Source organism: Acinetobacter sp. CIP 53.82, from assembly GCF_000369465.1.
In the GTDB taxonomy this organism is placed as follows: Bacteria; Pseudomonadota; Gammaproteobacteria; order Pseudomonadales; family Moraxellaceae; genus Acinetobacter; species Acinetobacter indicus.
The window spans coordinates 639,904-662,530 of the sequence record NZ_KB850045.1; the positions used below are offsets into that span (position 1 = coordinate 639,904).

At 43.6% G+C, this 22,627-nt stretch carries 25 protein-coding genes; 15 read left to right on the plus strand and 10 right to left on the minus strand.

Annotated elements, in window-relative coordinates; genetic code table 11:
* Positions 1-230: 230 nt before the first annotated feature.
* Positions 231-344, plus strand: coding sequence for a hypothetical protein (locus F905_RS15655; RefSeq protein WP_228127892.1), 114 nt, complete (start codon positions 231-233; stop codon positions 342-344).
* Between the two features lie 133 nt (positions 345-477).
* Here F905_RS15655 and F905_RS03575 read toward each other — a convergent pair whose 3' ends face one another.
* The 3 genes from F905_RS03575 to F905_RS03585 form a co-directional block, all read right to left on the minus strand.
* The gene (locus F905_RS03575) at positions 478-1,881 is read right to left on the minus strand and encodes an aminotransferase-like domain-containing protein (protein ID WP_005177238.1); all 1,404 of its coding nucleotides are present in this window, start codon (positions 1,879-1,881) and stop codon (positions 478-480) included.
* Positions 1,882-2,319: 438 nt separating this feature from the next.
* The gene (locus F905_RS03580) at positions 2,320-3,702 is read right to left on the minus strand and encodes a heavy metal sensor histidine kinase (protein ID WP_155756615.1); all 1,383 of its coding nucleotides are present in this window, start codon (positions 3,700-3,702) and stop codon (positions 2,320-2,322) included.
* Positions 3,699-4,370, minus strand: a complete 672-nt coding sequence (locus tag F905_RS03585) for a heavy metal response regulator transcription factor (protein ID WP_005177241.1) — start codon at positions 4,368-4,370, stop codon at positions 3,699-3,701. Before F905_RS03585 ends, F905_RS03580 begins: the two co-directional genes overlap by 4 nt.
* Positions 4,371-4,475: 105 nt before the next feature.
* On the opposite strand from F905_RS03585, the gene F905_RS03590 reads away from it, so the two are divergent.
* The 3 genes from F905_RS03590 to F905_RS03600 all read left to right on the plus strand — a co-directional run bounded on the left by F905_RS03590 (position 4,476) and on the right by F905_RS03600 (position 5,789).
* Positions 4,476-4,964 (plus strand): GlcG/HbpS family heme-binding protein, encoded by a 489-nt coding sequence (locus tag F905_RS03590; RefSeq protein ID WP_034597655.1) that lies wholly within the window; start codon positions 4,476-4,478, stop codon positions 4,962-4,964.
* Positions 4,965-4,974: 10 nt separating this feature from the next.
* Entirely contained in the window at positions 4,975-5,376 is a 402-nt protein-coding gene (gene uraH / locus F905_RS03595; protein WP_005177244.1) for a hydroxyisourate hydrolase, read from the plus strand.
* 158 nt (positions 5,377-5,534) lie between these two features.
* A complete protein-coding gene (locus tag F905_RS03600) occupies positions 5,535-5,789 on the plus strand; it encodes a TIGR03643 family protein (protein WP_004976999.1) in 255 nt (84 codons plus the stop codon).
* Here the strand turns inward: F905_RS03600 and F905_RS15100 are convergent.
* Complete coding sequence (locus F905_RS15100) at positions 5,786-5,938, minus strand: DUF2256 domain-containing protein (RefSeq protein WP_081401160.1); 153 nt, start codon at positions 5,936-5,938, stop codon at positions 5,786-5,788. The two genes, F905_RS03600 and F905_RS15100, sit on opposite strands and share 4 nt — an antisense overlap.
* Positions 5,939-5,941: 3 nt before the next feature.
* Positions 5,942-7,465, minus strand: a complete 1,524-nt coding sequence (locus F905_RS03605) for a cryptochrome/photolyase family protein (RefSeq protein ID WP_005177256.1) — start codon at positions 7,463-7,465, stop codon at positions 5,942-5,944.
* A 384-nt stretch (positions 7,466-7,849) separates the two neighbouring features.
* On the opposite strand from F905_RS03605, the gene nudC reads away from it, so the two are divergent.
* The 9 genes from nudC (at position 7,850) to F905_RS03650 (ending at position 16,917) form a co-directional block, all read left to right on the plus strand.
* Positions 7,850-8,623, plus strand: a complete 774-nt coding sequence (gene nudC, locus F905_RS03610) for an NAD(+) diphosphatase (protein ID WP_005177259.1) — start codon at positions 7,850-7,852, stop codon at positions 8,621-8,623.
* 120 nt (positions 8,624-8,743) lie between these two features.
* On the plus strand, positions 8,744-9,292 hold the full coding sequence (locus tag F905_RS03615) for a lipocalin family protein (RefSeq protein ID WP_005177261.1): 549 nt from the start codon (positions 8,744-8,746) through the stop codon (positions 9,290-9,292).
* A 136-nt stretch (positions 9,293-9,428) separates the two neighbouring features.
* Positions 9,429-10,415, plus strand: coding sequence for an acyl-CoA desaturase (locus tag F905_RS03620; protein WP_005177264.1), 987 nt, complete (start codon positions 9,429-9,431; stop codon positions 10,413-10,415).
* A complete protein-coding gene (locus tag F905_RS03625; RefSeq protein ID WP_005177267.1) occupies positions 10,412-11,695 on the plus strand; it encodes an NAD(P)/FAD-dependent oxidoreductase in 1,284 nt (427 codons plus the stop codon). Before F905_RS03620 ends, F905_RS03625 begins: the two co-directional genes overlap by 4 nt.
* Positions 11,696-11,704: 9 nt before the next feature.
* A complete protein-coding gene (locus tag F905_RS03630; RefSeq protein WP_005177271.1) occupies positions 11,705-12,499 on the plus strand; it encodes a DUF1365 domain-containing protein in 795 nt (264 codons plus the stop codon).
* Positions 12,496-13,692: an SAM-dependent methyltransferase gene (locus F905_RS03635; protein ID WP_005177273.1), complete on the plus strand. Its 1,197-nt coding sequence runs from the start codon at positions 12,496-12,498 to the stop codon at positions 13,690-13,692. Before F905_RS03630 ends, F905_RS03635 begins: the two co-directional genes overlap by 4 nt.
* A 25-nt stretch (positions 13,693-13,717) precedes the next feature.
* Positions 13,718-14,497 carry a DUF1295 domain-containing protein gene (locus F905_RS03640; RefSeq protein ID WP_005177275.1) on the plus strand — a complete coding sequence of 260 codons (780 nt, stop codon included), beginning with the start codon at positions 13,718-13,720 and terminating at the stop codon, positions 14,495-14,497.
* A gap of 8 nt (positions 14,498-14,505) precedes the next feature.
* Positions 14,506-15,555: an SAM-dependent methyltransferase gene (locus tag F905_RS03645; RefSeq protein WP_005177277.1), complete on the plus strand. Its 1,050-nt coding sequence runs from the start codon at positions 14,506-14,508 to the stop codon at positions 15,553-15,555.
* A 39-nt stretch (positions 15,556-15,594) separates the two neighbouring features.
* Complete coding sequence (locus tag F905_RS03650; protein ID WP_005177279.1) at positions 15,595-16,917, plus strand: sensor histidine kinase; 1,323 nt, start codon at positions 15,595-15,597, stop codon at positions 16,915-16,917.
* Here the strand turns inward: F905_RS03650 and F905_RS03655 are convergent.
* The 4 genes from F905_RS03655 to F905_RS03670 all read right to left on the minus strand — a co-directional run bounded on the left by F905_RS03655 (position 16,914) and on the right by F905_RS03670 (position 19,666).
* Positions 16,914-17,606 (minus strand): response regulator transcription factor, encoded by a 693-nt coding sequence (locus tag F905_RS03655; protein ID WP_005177281.1) that lies wholly within the window; start codon positions 17,604-17,606, stop codon positions 16,914-16,916. The two genes, F905_RS03650 and F905_RS03655, sit on opposite strands and share 4 nt — an antisense overlap.
* 11 nt (positions 17,607-17,617) lie before the next feature.
* On the minus strand, positions 17,618-18,118 hold the full coding sequence (locus F905_RS03660) for a chalcone isomerase family protein (protein WP_005177287.1): 501 nt from the start codon (positions 18,116-18,118) through the stop codon (positions 17,618-17,620).
* Complete coding sequence (locus F905_RS03665; RefSeq protein ID WP_171065058.1) at positions 18,094-18,666, minus strand: nuclear transport factor 2 family protein; 573 nt, start codon at positions 18,664-18,666, stop codon at positions 18,094-18,096. The genes F905_RS03660 and F905_RS03665 overlap by 25 nt, the downstream gene beginning before the upstream one ends.
* A 118-nt stretch (positions 18,667-18,784) precedes the next feature.
* On the minus strand, positions 18,785-19,666 hold the full coding sequence (locus tag F905_RS03670; protein ID WP_005177298.1) for a LysR family transcriptional regulator: 882 nt from the start codon (positions 19,664-19,666) through the stop codon (positions 18,785-18,787).
* A gap of 102 nt (positions 19,667-19,768) precedes the next feature.
* Here F905_RS03670 and trpB point away from each other — a divergent pair, with 102 nt between their 5' ends.
* Both trpB and trpA read left to right on the plus strand, forming a co-directional pair.
* Complete coding sequence (gene trpB, locus F905_RS03675; RefSeq protein WP_005177299.1) at positions 19,769-20,980, plus strand: tryptophan synthase subunit beta; 1,212 nt, start codon at positions 19,769-19,771, stop codon at positions 20,978-20,980.
* The gene (gene trpA, locus F905_RS03680; RefSeq protein ID WP_005177301.1) at positions 20,977-21,765 is read left to right on the plus strand and encodes a tryptophan synthase subunit alpha; all 789 of its coding nucleotides are present in this window, start codon (positions 20,977-20,979) and stop codon (positions 21,763-21,765) included. Before trpB ends, trpA begins: the two co-directional genes overlap by 4 nt.
* Before the next feature lie 125 nt (positions 21,766-21,890).
* On the opposite strand, the gene ribA is transcribed toward trpA, so the two are convergent.
* On the minus strand, positions 21,891-22,493 hold the full coding sequence (gene ribA / locus F905_RS03685; RefSeq protein ID WP_004976959.1) for a GTP cyclohydrolase II: 603 nt from the start codon (positions 22,491-22,493) through the stop codon (positions 21,891-21,893).
* Positions 22,494-22,627: the final 134 nt, after the last annotated feature.

Genomic DNA, 22,627 nt, shown 5'->3' on the forward strand with positions numbered 1-22,627 from the left:
GTGAGGTACGACAGGAGTTATACCTAAACCACCGATACGAAAAAGCCCGACAGGATGTCGGGCTTTTTTATTGTGTATTCACAGATTTTATTTAATTCGGCTAATGGACGAAAGTCAAAATACTCCATTTTAAGGGGCATTCTGTTATATTTTTTCTTCCGAAACTGTACCTACACTTCCTTAATCTGATGCGTAAAATAATGATAAATATGAGTTATGAGCAAGCATCGATGGATTTTTTATTTAAAAAAAATAAGGCATGGTTTGTATTTTTTATCATCACCATATATTCATTTCTGGGTTTTTTTATTGGCTTTGTAATTTGGGAATACGTTTTACAGTAAACCACAAGGTTTAAGAATCCATAGGATGCAGCCAAATAAAGTCCGTTTTAATTGGAAGTTGCTTTACCTAAAGAGAGTCCGCCTCGTTTTAATTTAGCGATTCCCTAAATTGCACTTGATTCAAGGATGCAGTTCAGGACTGAATTTCTGAAATCTGTTCAATCAAGAGATCGAGTGCCTTTGTATTCTGTTCATTCATTTCAAATGAACAATTAATACGGATGTGGTTCTGTTTTTTATTTTCACGATAAAAGAGAATACTTGGCGCGATGCCAATATTGTTTTGGATTATGTTTTCGTAAATTCGGCTGCTGTCTGCTTGTTCAGGCAGTGTCACCCACAGAAAATAGCCTGATGGATAATAATGCACGGTGCAATTTTCAGGTAGGTGCTTGCTGAGATATTGATAATATTGATTTTTAAGCCGTTTTAAGGTTGTACGAAGACCTTTTAAATGTTTTTCATAATGACGATGTGAAAGATAGTCTACCAGCGCATTTTGAATAAATGAGTTAACAGAGATAGTGCTCATCAATTGCAGATGCTGTATATGTTCCGAAAATTTTCCCGCATAAACCCAGCCAACGCGGAAACCAGCCCCCAAAGTTTTGGAAAAAGAAGAGCAGTGCAAGACCAAGTTTTTTTGATCATAATACTTCATGGATAGAGGCCTTTTTTGATCATAATAGAGCTCTTCATAGACATCATCTTCAATCAAATAAATTTCATGCTGATGCAGCAATTTAGCCAATTCAAATTTAATCTCGTCATTGACTGTAAATCCAATCGGATTATGGCTGTTCAGCATCATTAAACAGACTTTAATTGGATAGCTTGTAATGGCTTTTTTAAAGGCCTCTATATCCAGCCCATGTTCTGGGTGTTCTGGAATGGTAATGACCTTTAAGCCCAGATTTTCAGCTGCTTGCCAAGCTCCATAGAAAATCGTTTCCTGCAGCAGAATATAATCACCTGCCTGGGTCATGGCTCTTAAAGACAGATTTAAAGCATCCAGTCCACCAGAGGTAATCACGATGTCAGAGGGATCGGTGGGAATGCCTTGCATGCAATAGCGTTGAGCGATCAGTTTTCTGAGTTCGTAGTTTCCCGGCGGTAAGCTCGGCATTTGCTCATAGCCGACTCGGAATTTTGCCTGTTGCGCCAAGGTTTGCATCAGCTTCGGAGAATAAAGCAGTTGGCTATCGGGAAAAGCGCTTCCCAAGGGAATAATTTTTTCAGATTGAATGGATTTTAAATAACGGAATACCAGTGAGTTAATCTCAATTTTTTCATTCACAATGACTTTTTTTGCGAGCGCAGCTTGTAAGGGATTCTCTGCAACAAAGTAACCTAATTTTTCTTTTGAATAGATCAGTCCTTGAGCTTCCAGTTCTTGATAGGCATTCATGACTGTAATTAAGCTAAACCCTGAAATTTCGACTTGTTGTCTTAAAGAGGGAAGTTTCTCATGTGCTTTCCAAGCCCCTGTTTCAATTAGATGTTTTAGGCTTACGGCGAGTTGTTCTGATTTATACATAAAGTGTCATGCTCATATGAGAAAGGGATAGCCGTGATGACATGGCTATCCGAGGTTTTATCAAATATGCTTTTAATAGGCCAAGCTGAGTAGCAGTCTAAAAATTCCTGCAATTAAGCCTAGGGACAGGAAACCAAAACACCATAATAATATGAACCAGACTGTAGGATTCAAACGATTTTGCATTTTTTTCATCAGGGTCACCTTGCTTAATGATAGCCTTCATCACCAATACGCACTTTGTCACGGAACACCCAGTAGGACAAAAAGGGGCTTTGTTGCATAAATATGTAAGCATCTGATTTAAATAAATTTAATTTTGGATCAAAAAATAATCAAAACTTTTAAAATCATATAGTTATGAAATCTTTGTGCAACAAAGCCTGGGAGAATTCAGAGTGATTCCAAAAAATGATATAAGCTCAGTGTGAATGTGAATCACGTATCTGGGAAAAGCAGTTCAAAGCATATACCTTCTGCGCTATTAATCGCCTGATACATCCCTTGATGAAGCGTCATAATAGATGCCACAATGGATAGTCCCAAACCACCTGTTTGATGATAACTTTGTCTACTGGAACTGCATTGATAAAATCGCTCAAAGATATGCGGCAAATGTTCCGGGGCAATTTCTAAACCACTGGTCACGACCGATAGCGCAATCATAGGCAGTTTGTTGATGATCTTTCGATAGCTATGCACATAAATAGTCCGGTGCTTGCCGCCATGAATCAGGGCATTGGAGAGCAGATTATACAGAGCTTGTTGTAACTGTTCTGGATCTGCCAATAGCTCAGTTGCCTCAAGCTTTAAAACAAAATTGCAGTGTTGTTCTTCGGCTTGATACTCAAAAATGCTGAAGATATTTTCTATAAAGGATTGAAGTTGGATTTTTTGTCTGTTTAAGCAAACCTTCTGCGCATCTGCACGTGCCAGAAATAACATGCTGTCAATCATTCTTTTTAAGCGTTGATAGTCCTCTAGGTTGGAAATCAGTACTTCCTGATATTGTACGGGACTGCGTTCACTCATGAGTAAAATTTCGGTTTGTCCTATTAAATTATTCAATGGTGTTCTAAATTCATGCGCAATGTCTTCTGAAAAACGATTCAGCTGGCTATATCCCAGCTCAATACGGTCGAGCATGGCATTGATATCGGAGGCTAGTTGTGCAATCTCTTGAGGGGGATAGGGCAGATTGAGTCGCTGTTCAAGTTGCTGAATATTTATCGCATGGGTTTGTTCTCGCAGGGTTCTTAATACTTTTAATCCCAGATGGCTAGCAATAGCACAAAGGATGAAAATCGCCAAGATACCTGTGAAAACATAAATGACAAGGCTCTTTTGAAAAGGTGCAATGATGCCTAAACGTTCAGACCACTGTTTGCCTGCAATTAACAGATACGGCTGGCGATTAATTTGAATAGTTTTCCAGGCAATGCGGGTGGGATAAGCATGCGCCGATAAATCTTGGAATTGAATTTGGGGCTGATGGGTAAATTCAGGTAGAGGAATGCCAAGAGGATTAATGCTGATCAGCGCCTGATCACCCTGAATCAATAAAAACAAATTATCCTGATTTCCCAACATGTTTTGATACAGCTTCGGGCGAGCGATAATCTGTTCAATATTGCTACTGTCTTGTAGTAATATTTCCAGTCGCTCAATTCGCTCAATCAAAGCCCTATCTTGCTGAGCAATTAAAATCTGGTTGATACCCAGATAGGTCATAAATGCTACACCGCACAAGACCATTGCAGCACACCCTGTAACCAAGAGTGTTAATCGGAGTTCTAGCGAACGAATCGGTTTCAACATTATTTCTCTGCCGAAATTTTATAGCCCAAACCGCGAACAGTATGAATTAACTTTATATCATGTCCCTCATCAATTTTACTACGTAAACGCCTTACCGCTACATCAATAAAATTGGTATCGGTATCAAAATTGATCTGCCAGACTTCAGAAGCTATTTGCCTGCGCGTAATAATTTCATTCGGATGGCGCAGCAGAAAGCGCAAAAGGTTGAATTCTTTTCTACTGAGTTCTATCGACTGCTCGTTACGCCAGACTTTATGATGGATCAAATCCAATTTCAGATTGGCAATTTCTAATTGGTTTTCCTGTGCATACTGCTGGCGCCTAAGTAGACTTTTAATTCGGGCCAGTAATTCAATATAAGAAAAAGGCTTGGCCAGATAATCATCGGCGCCCAGTTCCAAACCTTTGACCCGATCAATCACCTGATCTTTTGCTGTAAGAAAAATGACCGGAATTTGGGAAAATTGTCGCAAGACTTTCAGGACTGCCCAGCCATCAATATCGGGCAACATTACATCTAATATGACTAGGCTATATGCATGCATCTTTAACTTTTCCAAACCTTCTAGTCCTGAATGGACGCATTGCGCCTCATAGCCAGATTCATTTAACCCTTTAACCAGATATGAGGCGATCTTCGCTTCATCTTCGATAATTAGAATACACATTTTGTTCAGACTCATTTTAAAGATGACAACTTTGTAATGTGATTGTCATCCTTCAAATCATTCAGGTTGTATAAGATTTTTAAAACTTAATTCAGGGCAATCATGATGAACAAACTCAAAGGGCTTATTGCAACAGTAATGCTGATGAGTAGCAGTACTTTTGCACAATCCGTTCAATTCAATCAAGTTTATTCACTTGATTCTCAGTCAGCACGAACTCTTACGGATGCTGCGGTGACTGCGTGTCAAAAAATACAGCACAATATCGCTGTGGTGGTGGTGGATCGGGGCGGAAATACGTTAATGGCAAACAGGCATGAAACTGTCGGACCGCATAATTTGGGCGCAGCTGAAAAGAAAGCCTATACCGCCTTATCGACCAAAACGGCGACTATGTTGTTAAGTCAAAATGCCAATGAAAACAAGGATGCAAAAAATTTAACCACCTTATCTAATCTACTGCTGTTGGGTGGCGGCCTACCTGTGCGTTATGAAAATCAGGTGATCGGTGCCATTGGCGTTGCCGGAGCAGGGGGTGCAAAAAATGACCATTACTGCGCTGAAACAGCTGTTAAGTCTATTTTCAATCCTTAAGGAATTCATCATGTTTAAAAAATTATTGCCACTTTCAACACTATTGTTGACCTCAATGACTTTCGCACAAACTAACCCTTTAAGTGTGCATGTGTTGAATCTAGAAAATGGTCTACCCTCAGCTCAAGTCGAAGTGGTACTCGAAAAAAGTACTGGGAATAAATGGGTGAAGTTAAATCAGCAACATACTGGTCCTAATGGCCGTATTACTGGATTGTTTCCTGAAAATCAGAAGCTTGAAGCCGGTATTTATAAAGTTACTTTTAAAACTGAGGACTGGTTTAAAAAAAATAAGCAAGATACTTTCTTTCCTGAAGTTCCTGTAATTTTTAAGGTAGATGGAAGTGTCAGCCATTATCATATTCCTCTACTTTTAAGTCCTTATGGATATTCGACTTATAGAGGTAACTAAGACTTAACAGGGCTAGTTTAACTAGCCCTTTTATTCGTGCTGAGTCCGTAAACTAGAGAAAAATCACAAAAAATTCATGATTGTACTGTTATTGTTTTAGTCATATTAAAGTCGATAAAGCTTATTGACGCTTCATGATGATTAAAAATGAGAATAGTATGAATCAATTTTCTGAAGAGGACTTATCCAGAATTATAGAAATGGCTTGGGAAGATCGAACTCCTTTTGAAGCTATTTTATGTGAGTATGGTTTAAATGAAGCGGCGGTGATCCGCTTGATGCGGCAAAATATGAAAGCATCGAGTTTTAAAATGTGGCGTGAACGCGTCACCGGCCGAAAAACTAAACATCTGCAACTGCGTTCACCCGACGTGATACGGGCCTATTGTTCACGACAATACAAGCGTTTTTAAGCGTTTGATTTTGAACGCTGTCTGGACTTACGTTTACATCGTTCAGAACAGTATCTGACTTCGTCCCAGCAGCGTTGCCATTTTTTGCGCCAAGTAAAAGGACGCAAACAGTGCATACAGATTTTTTCAGGGAGATGCTGTTTTTTCATGGTTTATAACTCATCAATCCTGCTAAGAAGCTGCTGGGCATGGCTGATGATCTGCGGCCGATCTTTAAGCTTGTCCAGCTGTCGATAGATCATGTACATACGTGGATTAGTACGGAATGTCGCTTCATGCCGGATCATGAAATACCAGTACAGGCTGTTGAAAGGACAGCTGTCCGGTTCGGTACGGGTTTTGACATTGTAGCTACAGTGCTTGCAGTAATCCGACATCTTATGGATGTAATTGCCCGAGGCCGCATAGGGTTTGCTGGCCATCAAGCCCCCATCGGCATGCATTACCATGCCCAGTGTGTTCGGTAGTTCTACCCATGCATATGCATCGGCATATACTGCCAGATACCACTCACTGATCTGCTTCGGGTCTATACCAGTCAATAAGGCAAAATTTCCAGTCACCATCAAACGCTGAATATGATGTGCATACGCATGCTGAAAAGTATTACGGAAACACTCAGCCATGCAGTTCATCTGAGTGCGGCCAGTCCAGTAAAATTGTGGCAACGGGGTTGAGTACTGCAGCGCATTGCGGCTGGCATACTCCGGCATGTACAGCCAGTAAATTCCACGCACATATTCGCGCCAGCCAAGGATCTGCCGGATAAAACCCTCCACCGCATTCAGTGGTGCATGACCGGCATAGTAGGCCGTTTCTGCGGCATCACAGACTTCTCGCGGCAGCAGCAAGCCACAGTTCAGATAAGGCGAGAGCAGGCTGTGAAACAGCATGTCTGCACCCTGAACCATGGCATCCTGATAATCTCCAAAATGCGGCAAACTGTGGGTAATGAAATGCTCCAGTGCAAGCAGAGCATTGCTCCGTGTGGTGGCCCAGCGGAAGTTGTCAAGGCTGCCAGAGTGAAGCGGAAACTCGCGCTCAACCAGTTCCAGTACATCCAGATCAATCTGATCGCGTTCAAAATTAAGTGTTGGAGGCAATGGTGGAGTGCCTGACCATGCCTTGCGATTGGCGCCGTCATAGTTCCACTGTTGTCCAAGTGGCTGCTGTCCCTGCATCAAATAACCGGTCTGTTTACGCATTTCTCGGTAAAAATATTCCATGCGCAACGTCTGGTAGCGGCTGGCCCAGTGCCGGAACTGCTCCGGGCTACAGAAAAAACGATCGTCATCCAGACAGTGTACTGGCAGTTGCAGCTGCTGGCTCCAGTGCTTTTCAATCTGCTGCTGCAGGCGGTATTCCCCGCATCGGGTCATTACCAATTCTGTGACGGGGAACAGCAGTTGCTGTGCCTGTACGAAATCCAGCAGGCTACGAATCGGACTGCCGTACTGAAAAGCATGGTAACGTACACGCCAGCCTTCCGCTTTGAGCTCTTTGGCAAAATGCCGCATTGCGCTAAAAATCAGGGCAATTTTCTGCGGATGATGGGCGACATAAGTCGCTTCCTCAACCACTTCGGCCATCAGGATCACATCCCGGGTACGGTCCAGCGCTTTAAGCGTAGCGAGCTGATGATGAAGCTGGTCACCTAAAATTAAACCGAAACGCATAGCCCTTCCAGACCCGATCAAAGATAGTCTAGTGTAAAGCCAGACAGTTCAATTTTTTGTGAAAACACAGATCAGTCCGCATGTTCAGTAAATTCAACCCGACCAGATGATCTGCTGACATTGCACATGAATCATGATTGCTACAATAACAGAGTGTTCATCTCTATAATGCTACATCCAGTTGATGAAATTCGCTTCGCATTATTCCTGAAGACATAATTGTTGTGAAAATTATGTGATTTTAATCAAAAAGATACAAATTATTATGGTTGTAATTCAGGCAACGTGCGCCTAGTATCTTCCGTGAAGTTACTCCATGTAAGCTTCCTTAGTTTTGTCCCATACACCCCTCTGTATGGGATTTTTTTTAATCAGGGAATTGTCATGAGCATGCATTCAAAAGCGTATATTTTTAGACAGCAGCAATTGCTGGTAGATGATCATTTCCAGTTGCCGCAAGTGGAAAGACTGCAGCACGACCTGAACCTGTCGGAAAATGGCCAGGTCATTGCACGCGATCTAAAAGAAGATGAAATAGTGCCCGAAGGTTATCAACTGGTCCCGATCCGGCAACTGGTACAGGTCTGGAGCAGGCCGCAGTTTGAACAGGCCAGCCGTGCCGTACAGTTACTGGAGTGGCGCCGTAATCATTGCTTTTGCAGCAAATGTGGCCATGCCACCCAGCAGCACGCCAGCCATTATGCCATGGTCTGTCCATCCTGTGGCTATAACCAGTATCCCCGGGTGAATCCCTGTGTGATTACCATCATTACCCGGGGTACAGATGAAATTCTGCTGGCAAAAAATGCCCGCAATAAAACTCAGATGTACAGCCTGATTGCAGGATTTGTTGAAGTCGGCGAAACCTTGGAGGAGGCAGTACGCCGTGAAACGCTGGAAGAAGTCGGGCTACAGATCAAGAATATTCAATATCTGGCCAGCCAACCGTGGCCGTTTCCCAGCAACCTGATGATGGCCTTCAGGGCAGAGTATCACTCGGGTGAGATTCAGATTCAGGAAGATGAACTGAGCGATGCGCAGTTTTTCAAGTTTGATCAGTTACCTGAGATTCCCTTCAAGGGCAGTATTGCCTATGCCATGATTCAGCATGTGATGCATGGTACCCCTGTGGCAGATGACAGCAAAGAATGGCTTTAACCCGGAAACCAGTCTAGGACTTTTTTAGCAGCACGCCTCCTGAATCACATCATTTCGTCTTCACGCTTTGTTCACATGCTGTTGAGTTATCTTAAGCCTAAAATCAAACAAGGCTAAAAAATGAAGATGCTATTCAAGTCTGTTTTGGCAGCGACAACGCTGGCGATAATCAGCTTAAGCTTTACTACGCAAGCTGAAACGGTTCCACCTCAGGCAGTCGATCAGGTAGATATCCAACGGTATGCGGGCAAGTGGTATGAAATTGCGCATCTACCGATGTATTTTCAGCGTAAATGCGTATCGAATATCTCGGCACAATACACTGTCAATGCCGATCAGACTATGGGCGTATTAAATAGCTGCCGGATTGAAAATGGTGAAATGATCAGCTCTGAAGGGGTGGCCTATCCGCAAAATCAGGGCAACAGTAAACTCAAGGTCAGCTTTTTGCCGCCAGGTTTAAGATGGATTCCGTTTACCAAAGGGCATTACTGGGTATTACGCGTGGATCCGGAATATAAAGTGGCGCTGGTCGGTGGACCGAGTACCAAATACCTGTGGATTTTATCGCGCGAACCGCAACTGGATGAAGCCACCTATCAGTCCTATCTGGATACAGCAAAATATTATGGTTATGACATCACAAAACTGATCAAATTGCCGCATTAATCTGTTACCCTTTTGCCGAACTCATTAGTCTCTCTACAGTTCGGCTTTTTTTTATTTCACTTCACATAAAATTCATATCTGACTGATTAGACTCATCAAATAGAATAAAGACAGTCGCTTGAAATAGGATGAGTCCATGTTGAAAAGTCTGATGCGATGGATAGACAGCTGGTCTACACCCACAGCGCCCAAAACCCTGACTGCTGAAAATAGTAAAATTCAGTGGTTCAGAATTTTACCCTTTATTCTACTGCATCTGGCCTGTCTGGCAGTATTCTGGGTGGGGGTATCGTGGTTTGCACTGGGTTTCATGCTCGCATTCTACCTAATCCGCATGTTTTCCATTACGGCCTTTTTTCATCGCTATCTGTCACATAAAACTTTTCAGACTTCGCGTCCGGTACAGTTCCTGTTTGTGTTGATGGGTACCATGAGTGCGCAGCGTGGCCCGCTCTGGTGGGCGGCGCATCACCGTTATCACCATCGCTATACCGATACCTTGCAAGACCCGCATTCCTCCACGCATGGTTTTTGGTACAGCCACGTTGGCTGGTTTTTAAACGAATATAACTTTGCCACGCGTAAAGAAGTCATTAGAGATTGGCTGAAATATCCGGAACTGATCTGGCTGGACCGTTTCAGTTTAATTGTGGTGCTGCTGACCGCGGGCGGTATTTATGCGCTAGGGGAGTGGCTGGCTATGACCTGGCCGCAACTCGGTACCTCCGGCCTGCAATTGCTGGTCTGGGGGTTTGTGGTCTCCACTGTGTTGCTGCTCCATGCCACTTTGTGTATTAACTCATTGGCGCATCATTATGGCAGCCGGGATTTTGACACTGAAGATCACAGCCGCAACAACTTATTCTTGTCACTCATCACCTTAGGCGAAGGCTGGCATAACAATCATCATTACTATGCTGGTAGTACCCGGCAGGGTTTTTACTGGTGGCAGATTGATGTGACCTATTACTTGCTGAAACTCATGTCCTGGCTGGGACTGGTCTGGGGCCTCAAGCCCATTCCGGCACGGATTTATGAAGCCAGTAAAATCGCTCAGGCTCGAAAACATAAAAAAGCTGCTACTGCCGACACTCACACGATTCAATCGAAGGAATCACCATGAAAATTGCAATTATTGGTTCAGGTATTTCCGGTCTGTACGCTGCCTGGAAACTCAGCAAAGTGCATGAAGTCACAGTCTTTGAAAAGAATAACTACTTTGGTGGTCATACCGATACCCATCAGCTGAATATCGAGGGTGAACAGGTTGCGGTGGATAGTGGCTTTATTGTGTTTAATGAGCATAACTATCCGCTGTTTTGCTCGATGCTAAAAGAACTAGGGATTCAATCGCAAAGCAGTGACATGGGCTTTTCGGTGAATAATCAGGTCAGTGGCTTACAGTACAATCCTTCAAAAAAATTCTCGCTGTTGTTCCGACCTCAAAACTTTCTTAATACTGATTTTCGCGCGATGTTGTCGGATCTGTTCCGTTTCTATGCGGCGAATAAAGATCTGGATGTGGAACAGGTCGATGCACAGCTCAGTATTGATGATTATTTAAATCAACATGGTTATAGCGATGCCTTTCGTCAGGAACATCTCTATCCGATGTGTGGGGCGCTATGGTCCTGCCCGGTCGAGCAAGCTGGACAGATTCCGTATAAGTTTGTGGTGAGCTTTTTCCAGCACCATCGCATGTTGCAGCTGAAAGACCGGCCATTATGGCTCACGGTCAAGGGGGGATCAGCTCGCTACGTTCGCGCCATTCAAGCCCAGTGCAATATCACGTTCCGTAAAACTGCTGTGCTTCATGTATCCCGTAGTTTCAATGATGTACTGGTTGAAACAGCACAGGGCAGTGAGCGTTTTGACTGGGTAATCTTTGCCAGTCATGCTGACGACAGCCTGAAACTACTTAAAGATCCGACAGCGCAGGAGCTGGACGTGCTGGGCAAGTTCCGCTATCAGGATAACCGCATGGTGGTGCATTCTGATACCCGCATCATGCCCAAATCTCGTCGCCAATGGGCCAGTTGGCATGTGCATGTGACCCAGAGTCAGGCAACTGAACAGACGCCATTCCAGCACAGTGGTATGCACTATGGTTTCAGCTACTGGATGAACCAGCTGCAGAACCTGAAATGCAAAACCCAGGTCTTTGCCACCCTGAATCCTAATTTTGCCTTGGATCCAAAAAAAGTCTGGGTAGAGCGGCATTACCGCCATCCTGTATTTGATGCCCCCGCAATTGAAGCCCAACAACGCTGGGCTGAGGTCAATGGACAAAACCGGACCTCATACTGTGGCGCCTACTGGGGCTGGGGCTTTCACGAAGATGGGGCGCGTAGTGCATCATGGGTGGTTGATCAGCTATTGCAGCAGACCGAGCAGGTAGCCTAGGAGCACATGATGCAGATGTATCCATTGGCAATCGCCGCTGCCGAAATTAGACACCGCCGTTATTTGCCCAAAGCCCATGCTTTTGAAACTCAGCTGACCTATCTATGGTTTGATCCGGATCAGCTTGCGACCTTTACCCGAAAATCTTGGCTATGGTCCTCTAGCCGCTGGAATTTACTGACCCTGGATGAGCGCGATTTTCTGAGCATGGAATGTGGTTCAATCCGGCAGAAAGTTGCACGCCTGCTAATCAAGCGGGAAAACTATCTGTTACCGCATGCCGCTTCCATCCGGGTGCTGGCCTTGCCGCGCACACTGGGTTTCCGTTTCAATTCCGTAGTGTTTTATCTGGTCTTTGGTGCCACCGACCAGTTGCTCTTTGTGCTGAGTGAAATCACCAACACACCGTGGAATGAACGACAGGTCTACATTCACGACTGCCGGTACAATGCAACTGAATATACGCCGTACCAGAGTCACCAGTTTGACTTCAAGAAGGCCTTTCATGTGTCGCCATTCATGCCGATGGCACTCGATTACCGCTGGCGCTTCAGCTTCTCCGATCAAAATAATGTAATCCATATGCAGCTGTTTCAGCAAGGAATCTTGCAATTTGATGCCACCATGCAATTTTCGTTGCAAGCCATCACAGTTCCTTCACAACAGCATCGCTATGCTGTGCTGAAAGTTCTTGAGCCCTTCAGGATGGTCGGTGGAATTTATCTGCATGCCTTTCGCTTATGGAAGAAGAAAATTCCATTTTACCGACATCCTAAAAAAGAAAAAGGAAACACTTTGTTATGAAAACACTGTTTATGGGAGAAGAAAGCACAATGCCGGTGGTACTGCGCCATCTGCTGAAATTACGTCATGGTCAGCTGATTTTTAAAGGCGTCTGGAACGGGGCTGTCGGGGAAAATAGCGATTTACAGGCGGTGATACAGGTGCATGATGTCCGTCTGATGGATCTGCTGTTCCGTAATGGTGTACTGGGTGCTGCCGAAGGTTTTATCCGTGGCTACTGGAGCAGTGAAGATCTGGTCGATGTGATCCGCATTTTGGCACGTAACCGCGATGTGCTGGACCAGATGAATCAGAATGCAGTGGCCAAAGCCAGCCAGTTACTGTTAAAGGTCTGGTATAAATCGCGCAAGAATTCGATTGATGGCAGCCGCAAAAATATTGCCGAGCATTATGACCTGAGCAATGACTTTTTCAAGCTGTTCCTAGATTCCAGCATGATGTATTCCAGTGCGGTGTTTAAAGAGCCGGGCATGACCCTGGAACAGGCTTCGGATTATAAAAAAGAGCTGATCTGCCAGAAACTGCAACTCAAACCGATGGATCATTTGGTTGAAATTGGCAGCGGCTGGGGCGGTTTTGCCATTTATGCGGCTCAGCATTATGGCTGTAGGGTGACTACCATTACCATTTCCAAAGCTCAGTACGATGAAGCACTCGCCCGAGTTGCTGAAGCAGGGCTGTCTCATCGGGTGTCTGTACAGCTTCAGGACTACCGTTTACTCGAGGGTAAATACGACAAATTGGTGTCCATTGAAATGATTGAAGCAGTTGGTGAGCAATATTTATCAACTTATTTCCGAAAATGCCGCGAGCTGCTGAAACCGAATGGTCTGGCCCTGATTCAGGCCATCACCATTGAAGATGCACGCTATGCCAAAGCCCTGAATACCGTGGACTATATCAAGCGCTATATTTTCCCGGGCAGTTTTATTCCCTGTATCAGTGTCATGACCCAGACCGCTTCCGAACAAAAACTGCGACTCAAACATCTGGAAGATATCGGCCAGAGCTATGCCCAGACCTTGCACTGCTGGCGTCAGCGTTTCTTGCAGCAGCATGATCAGGTACTTGGGCTTGGTTTTGATGAGCGTTTTATCCGCATGTGGGATTTTTATCTGTGTTATTGCGAAGGTGGTTTTAGGGAAGGCGTGATCAGTGATGTACATCTGCTGTTCGAAGCCAGTGCCTACTAAGCCAAGATAAAACAGGAGGGCCGAAATGCTGCTGAATTTACTGATGCTTAATGTCTTTATCATGCTCTGTAGCTGGGTGTTGGTGACCTATAACCGCAGAGCAGGGTTGGTCGATGTCGCTTGGAGTTTCAGTATTGCCCTCAATGTGATTATTGCCGCTTGGGCGATTGACAGTGCACCGATGTTGGTTCGCTTATTTCTGGGACTGGCGAGTGGGATCTGGTTTTCACGGCTGACTTGGCATCTGTTACGGCGCTATGCCAGTGAAACCCAAGAAGACACGCGTTATGCCAACATGCGCCGAGCGATGGGGGAGTATCAGCATCTTGGTTTTCTGGTGTTTTTTATATTTCAGGCAGGATTGGCTCTACTGTTTTCTTACCCAATGCTGAAGCTGTTAAGTATCTCGACCGAGCAATGGAATGACTGGACTTTGGTCACTGTGATTGTGGCGGGCACGATCATGCTATCCGCTTTGATAGGCGAAAGCACTGCCGATCAGCAACTTTACCGTTTTAAGCTAGATCCACAGAATCAAGGTAAAACCATGGATCAGGGTTTGTGGAAATATTCGCGCCATCCGAATTATTTTTTTGAATGGCTGCATTGGTTTGCTTATCCAGTGCTCGGTCTGGCAGCAGGATGCTATGAATTATGGATTTATCCACTGCTGATGTGGCTGTTTCTGTACTACATCACCGGGATTCCCTTTAGTGAACAACAGGCGCTGGCACATCGCGGCGACAACTATAAAGACTATCAACGACGAACTTCAATGTTTATTCCGTGGCCACCCAAACAGTAGGTAAATACATGGACTTTATGATTCAACAATCTTTAAAACTGGTCGAAAGCGGCAAGCTGCCCGATTCGGTGATTCGCGCGGGCATTCGCAGCCTAAGCAAAAAACGTCTGGCACAAGAAGGACGCTTTGACCCGGCACTGGCAGCTCGGCGCTATATGGATGTGCTGCATATGCTGAAAAATAGCGAGATTGCCATTGAGACAGACAAAGCCAATGAGCAGCATTATGAACTGCCGACCGCATTTTTCCAGGCGGTGCTTGGCAAGCGTCTGAAATACAGCGCTAGCCTGTTTGAACACACTCATACCACGCTGGATCAGGCGGAAGAAGCGGCACTTGCCAGCTATTGCCAGCGTGCACAGTTAAAAGATGGACAGGATATTCTGGAAATTGGCTGTGGCTGGGGATCTTTGAGTCTGTATATGGCCGAGCATTATCCCAAGGCCCGTATCACGGTGGTGTCGAATTCCTCGACCCAGCGCCAGTATATTCAGGAACAGGCGCGTCTGAAAAAACTGCAGAACCTGACGGTGATCACCTGCGACGTCAATGTGCTGCAACTGGAACCCGCGTCCTTTGACCGCGTGGTTTCGGTGGAAATGTTTGAACACGTACGTAATTACCAGAAACTGTTTGAAAATATCAGCAGCTGGCTGAAAGCGGATGGTCTGCTCTGGTGCCATATTTTCTGTCACCGTTTCCTGCATTATCCGTTTGAAGTGAAAAATGAATTCGACTGGATGTCGAGATATTTCTTTAGTGGCGGACTGATGCCGGCAGCTTCGACCTTTCTGCATTTCCAGCAGCATTTGCAATTAGAGCAGCACTGGCAATGGGCCGGCACGCAGTATGAACGCACCGCAAATGCCTGGCTGGAGAACATGGACCGGAAACAGGTCGAGCTGCAGCCCCTGTTTGAACAGACCTATGGTGCAGATGCCGCCATCTGGTGGCAACGCTGGCGGATTTTCTTTATGGCCTGTGCCGAGCTGTTCGGTTATGAGCATGGACGCGAGTGGGTGATCGGTCACTTTCTGTTTAAAAAGAAAACCGTATAATTGAATTGCGAATCGGATGGGCCAGCGGGGAATGCACCAATGTTAAAGCTGTTCAGGGACAAACACGATCATCCTCTGGGTGAGGTGTTTAACCGCTATTACTGGCTGCAAATCGGATTCATTGCCCTGTCTGTGGTGATCGGGATTGGCTGTAGTGCTTGGGTAATCAAGGGTTCCCTGCTCAGAACTGCGCTAGAACAGGAAATGTCACACTACTGGCAGCGGCTGGAACGTAATCCGGCTGCTGAACTGCCCGACACCAAAAACCTGTATGGTTACCGCTGGAGCGATGTGCCGCCAGTCCAATTTCGCCACATGCAGCTTGAGCAAGGGGTGAACCGGCATTTTGTCGATGGCAAGGAGCGCATGACCGTGTATGGTGAAAAAGACGGACAGCATGTGCTGCTGGTGTTTGGCGAAAGCAACGTCAACAAGCTGGTCTGGCTGTTTGGTCTGGCACCGCTGATGGTCAGCCTGTTTGTGCTATATAGCGTATTGTGGTGGTGGAACCGTCGGGCCCGACGTTATTTTTCCCCGATTACCCGGTTGGCCAATGCGCTGGAACATATCGACTGGGAACATCAGAAAAATCAGGCTTCGCCTTTTCAGGACATCCGCACCGACTCTAATCTGGAAGCTGAATACCTCAAGCAGGCGCTGGAAAAATATCATCAGGTATTAAGCGAATTTATTCAGCGTGAGCGTGAATTTACCGGAGATGTCAGCCATGAGCTACGCACGCCACTGACCATTTTAAAAGGGAATGTGCAGCTGTGTCAGGCACGCTATGGCGACAACAAGTCCTTTACCCGCCTGCATAACACCATTGAAGACATGCAGCTGCTGGTCGATACCTTGCTGGCCATTGCCCGCAATACCACCAACACTTTAACTGCTGAACCGACCATGCTTTCAGAATGTCTGGACAATCTGGTGCAGGATCTGGAAAGTGTCAGTCATAACAAAGGCATGCAGATAGACCTGCAAAAAGACCTCGATGAACAGCCGCGTAAACTTTATCCATCCATGACCAAAATGGTGTTTGGCAATATTCTGCGCAATGCGCTGAACTATTCACAGGGCACAGAAATTGATGTGATTCTGGAAAAAAATAAAGTGCTGATTGCTGACAATGGGGTCGGCATGCCTTTACCTAACAATTCTAAAGTTCAGGAACTGTCTGGTCAGCAGCTACAACTGGAAATCAAAGGGCATGGTATTGGATTGCAATTGGTGCAAAAGCTATGCAAACAGCTAGGTTGGCGTGTGGAGCTGTTTGACAGGCAATATTATCTTGACACTCATCAGAATGTTGATCTAGCAATGACCACTGGACTGATTGTTGTTGTGTACCTAAATTAGGCTTCATCTTCGAAAGCAATCTTTAAACCAATCCCAGATATGGTGTGAATCAGCTTTTGTTCAAAGGGTTTATCGACCATTTTGCGTAAATTATAGATATGACTGCGCAGAGCATCACTTTCTGGCTCTTCGTCACCCCAAAGCTGCATCATAATTTCCTGTTTGGTCAGTACTTTAGGAGAATGACGCATCAATAGCTTCAAAAGTTTAAACTGAATCGGAGGCAATTCAATGTTCTGCCCAGCTCGAGTTAGCTGTTGTGTTGCTGGGTCCAAAATTAGGTCATGAATTTGCAGACGACTGCTAGATACTTCACCCAGAGAACGTTTGATCAGGGCCTTGACCCGAACCACCAGCTCGTTAAAGTCAAAGGGCTTGACCAGATAATCATCCGTGCCGGAATTGAAGCCTTTGAGTTTATCATCCAAGGTATCCCGAGCGGTAAGCATCAAGACAGGTAAGTCCAACCCTTCTTCATTGCGTAACCACTCGCACAATTCATAACCAGAACCATCAGGCAAATTAATGTCTAGTAGTAAGATATGGTAGCGTTGCTGTTTCAGTAATTGTCTAGCAGCACTCAGATTGCGGGCATGATCGACCACAAAGCCATGTTCTTCCAGAAACTCGCATAGGGTAGAGGCCAGTTCATAATGGTCTTCAACCATCAGGATAAAATGTTTCGACATAGCGGCAGATACTAATTTAATAATTGCTGTTTTAATTTAGCACTAAATGGCTGGGGACCCAGCCATATATTAAAATATTGTTGTGCCAGAGGATGTTTAAGCTGCCCTAAACTTTGCTGGTTCAAAGATAAGCTCAGGGTCTGTGTAGCATGGTTGTATTTTAAACGGTAGAGGTCGCCTGATCTGACCGGACGATACAAATCGGTGATTGGGTTGAATAGAGCATGTATTTTTGCGTCTTTAACATTACGTTTCAGTAAATGTGTGGCCGCACGCTTAAATGCCCATTCCGGAATATTCTGTGTATAGGAAAAGTCCATCTGTATATTTTGTTTTTCCCAGGACTGGCTACAGTTTTGGGCAAAATAACTGGCCATACCGACCTGTTTTTGACCCACCATCAGCGGACCATTGCCGCATTGATTCAGGCTTTGTGCCTGTGCCCATGGACAGAAGCTACATCCCATCACTAACGCTGTACTAATCGCTATTTTTTGAAAGGCAGTAGCCATGAGTAGACCCCTCCAACATAAGGCAGGGAACGGTACAGGCCATTCGCAGGGTCCCAGAAATCCTGCTGGAAAATAATCTTGTTGTTTTCGTTGATCTTGATTTCACTGATACCGTAAGAGTCCATACTGCGGGTCGTGCCGAACAATTTAAAATCATAGGCCATATGCCAGTGCACATAGGCAGAGTCCTGATGATAAGAAGCGTTTAACAGCTTGACGCTGACCTTGCTGACCCGTTTGTTCATGCCTTGAAAGTGCTCGAGTAGATTTTGACGGGATGAAAATTGCGATAGCGTATCGTTAATAAACAGCTGGTCGGCATACAGTGCTCCAGCATTTTCAACGAATTCAGGTGTGCCCAAGGTATTAAAGGCTGAGGTAAAGCGGAGGCCGATATCCTGAGCTTTAGCCTGATCCAGCGCTATCCCCTGAATACCATTTCTGGATTGGGCGTAATCGGCTGAATAACTGGGAATACTTTTACATCCGGCTAACAACAGAAGCGGCAAGGATAAGGCTGTAGCAATTAGTGTTTTTACAAGTCTCATCATCAGTGTCCGTATGAAGTGTATGTTTATACCTTAGGCAGCACAGCGTGAACAGAATGTGAAATAGACGTTATAGATGAGCAATTGAATAGAATTTTTCAAATCAAAGATTAAATGTTTAACTTTTTTCTTCGGCCATTAACCAATCAATGATATTCATAACATCGCGATTTTCGTTATTTTTTCTGACCATTGCATAAAAATTATAGTCACAATAGATAAAACCAAAAGGGGCAATGATCTTTCCATTTAACATTTCTTTTTCTACTAGAATTTGAGGTGCTATGGCAATTCCTAACCCAGACACGGCAGCTTCTATCATTAAATTCAGACTATCAAAATAACGGTCATTGGATTTTGGTGAAAAGCTTATTTGAAACTGATCAAACCATGTATGCCATGCACTTTTATTTGAGTGGGTATGAAGTAATGGATAGTTTAAAAGATCATTTACGGAATGAAGAAGATTTATTTCACGATTACGAATAGGACCCATGTTATCGGGAAATAACAGATATTTATTCAAAAAGTTGGGAAGTAGATGATGCTCACTGACGCTATTGATAAATATGTCAACTTTTTCTTTTTCTAACAATTTTAAGTCATTACATGTCATTAATTTGATATGGATATTGGGATAAATGACTTCGAGCTTTTCTAATCGAGGAATCAGCCAATTTGCCATAAAACTATGAGAAGCGCCTATGACAACTTCTACTTCTGAAGTTTTATTTGTTAACTCAAAGATGCATTGTTCTAAACGATTAAAAAGCTCCATACAAACGAGCGATAATTCTTCGGCATCCGCCGTCAGAGAGATGGTCGAGGAATGTCGTATAAACAATTTTTTATCCAACCATTCTTCTAACTGCTTTATTTGATGGCTAATCGCGCTATGGGTTACACATAATTCTTCGGCAGCTAAGCTGAAACTTTTATTTCTGGCGACAGCTTCGAAAGCTTTTAAAGCATTAAGAGGAGGTAATGTTCTGCGTTTCATGTTGTAAAATTTTCTAACATCATAAGTTCAAAATATATCAATTATCATAAAAATGAAAATATTTTAAGATCAAACAAGTTTTGATAGTAAAAGAGATATGAGATGACAACCCCTTATACAGGTAATGGTCCTGATGATTTGGGATTTTTTGGTAAATTTGGCGGATGTTACATGCCAGAGAGCTTAATGCCAGCACTTCAAGAATTAGAGCAAGCCTTTAATACTGTTCGGCACAAACCTGAATTTTGGGCTGAATATCAGCAGATTTTAACGGACTTTGTTGGTCGTCCTAGTCCTCTTTTTTATGCAAAAAACCTAACAGCTTATGCAGGCGGCGCTCGAATATATCTCAAGCGAGAAGATTTGAACCATACGGGTGCGCATAAGATCAATAATTGTGTAGGGCAAATCTTATTAGCCAAATTTATGGGGAAAACCAGAATCATTGCAGAAACGGGTGCTGGACAACATGGTGTTGCAACAGCAACGGTTTGCGCGCTGTTTAAGATGAAATGTACTATTTTTATGGGAGAAACAGATATTCAGCGCCAACAAATGAATGTTGAACGTATGAAATTACTCGGTGCTGAAGTCAGAAGTGTTCAAAAAGGTCGTGGGACTTTAAAAGATGCCATGAACGAAGCATTACGTGACTGGATTCGTCATGTGGATACAACCTATTACCTATTGGGTACGGGTGCAGGCCCTCACCCATATCCCACCATGGTGAGAGAATTTCAGAAAATTATTGGTTTAGAAGCCAAAAATCAAATACTCCTGAAAGAAAATAAACTGCCTGATGCTCTAGTTGCTTGCGTTGGTGGGGGATCAAATGCATTAGGGTTGATGCATCCTTTTCTAGAAGACCTGAATGTCAAAATGTTTGGCGTTGAGGCAGGTGGAAAAGGAACAAATAGTGGTGAACATGCCGCCTCTATTTGCAAAGGTCAAGTTGGTGTGCTGCATGGCAATTTAACCTATTTATTACAAGATTCAGATGGGCAGATTTTAGAAGGACACTCTATATCGGCCGGCTTGGATTATCCTGGTGTTGGTCCTGAGCATGGTCTTCTGTTTGAAACAGGACGTGTGACATATACGGCGATCACCGATCAAGAAGCGGTAAATGCATTTCAGCTTTTAAGCCAACAGGAGGGCATTATTCCTGCGCTTGAGAGTTCTCATGCAATTGCGTATGCGATTCAACTTGCTCAAGAAATGCAGCCAGAACAGATCATTATTGTCAATTTAAGTGGCAGAGGTGACAAAGACTTAAACACGGTCAAAAAATATCTTGCAGGAGCTACAGCATGAACCGTCTAGATCAAAAATTAGAGCAATTGAAACTGGAAAATCGAAGCGGTCTGGTCTGTTATTTTACTGCTGGAGATCCTAATTTCGCAGAAAGTTGTCGTTTGTTAAGCCAATTGGGTCAAGCAGGGGCTGACATTATTGAAGTGGGTATTCCATTTTCTGATCCAGTAGCAGATGGAGAGATCATTCAGGCAGCGCATCTTCGGGCTTTAGATGCAGGTCAAACGGTAAAACAGACCATTGAGTTGGTAAAAGTAATCAGGCTGCATGATGACCAGACACCAATAATTTTCATGACTTATTTAAATCCGATTATGCAATATGCTTTTGAGACACTTATCGCCGAAACAGAAAATCTTATAGATGGAATATTGATTTTAGATGCTCCATATGGATATCGAGAAAAATTTGAGGTGCAATTAAATGAAAAAAATATGCATTTAATTGCAATGACCGCGCCGACGACCCCAATTGAAAGGTTAGAGCAAATTTCAGCGCGCGCGACAGGGTTTTTATATCATGTTGCAGAAAATGGATTAACAGGAGGAGACTTCAATTTATCTAATCTTGAGAAAAAGATGACTGAAATTAAGCCGATTTTTAATATTCCTGTTGCAATTGGTTTTGGGATCAAAAATGAAAGCCATGTTAAAGCACTAGCCAATAAAGTAGATCTTATTATCATTGGCTCAGCGCTTGTCGATACTTTTTTTAATAAGGGAATGAATGCGACTTTAGAAAAAGTGACGGTTTTTGCACAGATACTGAGACAAAATAAAGAATAGTCAGGCACCTTTCATAAATCTTCTTTAAAACCATAATTGAATATAAAACAATATTTTATATTAGACTTCTCCCGTGAGGGAGATGGAACTTTATACGTGGATTTTTTTCTAAAAGTGATCGCTTTTTAAAAATCACTATTATCATATAGATGTGACATGCGTTTTTGCTTTGTTTCAAGATAAGCTTTGTTAAAGATATTTAAACCAACTTTTAAAGGAATACGTTCAACAACATTAATTCCTAAATCAGTTAAAGATTTAATTTTAAGGGGGTTATTTGTAATGAGTTTTACATTCTTTATTTTTAAATAATCTAACATAATGGTACACATATCATATTTACGAGCATCTGCTGGTAAATTTAATAATAAATTGGCGTCAAGAGTATCATGTCCTTGATCTTGAAGGGCGTAAGCTCGAATTTTATTGGTTAGTCCTATGCCGCGACCTTCTTGGCGTAAGTATAAGATCACACCTTGACCTGCATCATTAATCATTTTCATGGTTGAATGTAATTGGGGGCCACAATCACATTTGAGTGATCCAAAAGCGTCACCTGTCAAGCACTCTGAATGAATTCTAACGAGTACAGGTTGATTAGAAATAGTACCCATGCCTTTGGCAAGAGCGATATGTTCTTCACCAGTACTTTGGTCTTGAAATGCTATAATTTCAAAATCACCAAATGCAGTAGGTAGTTTTGATTTTGAAACAAATTCTATAGCCATTGAAGAATACACCTATATAAATTTATATTTGATACGATTTACTTAATCTATCTTAAAAGCATCGGCTAAATTTTTTACAATTATAAATTTCAGCGTTTTACTTCTGATTAAAGAGTATGTATTTAATAGTGAAT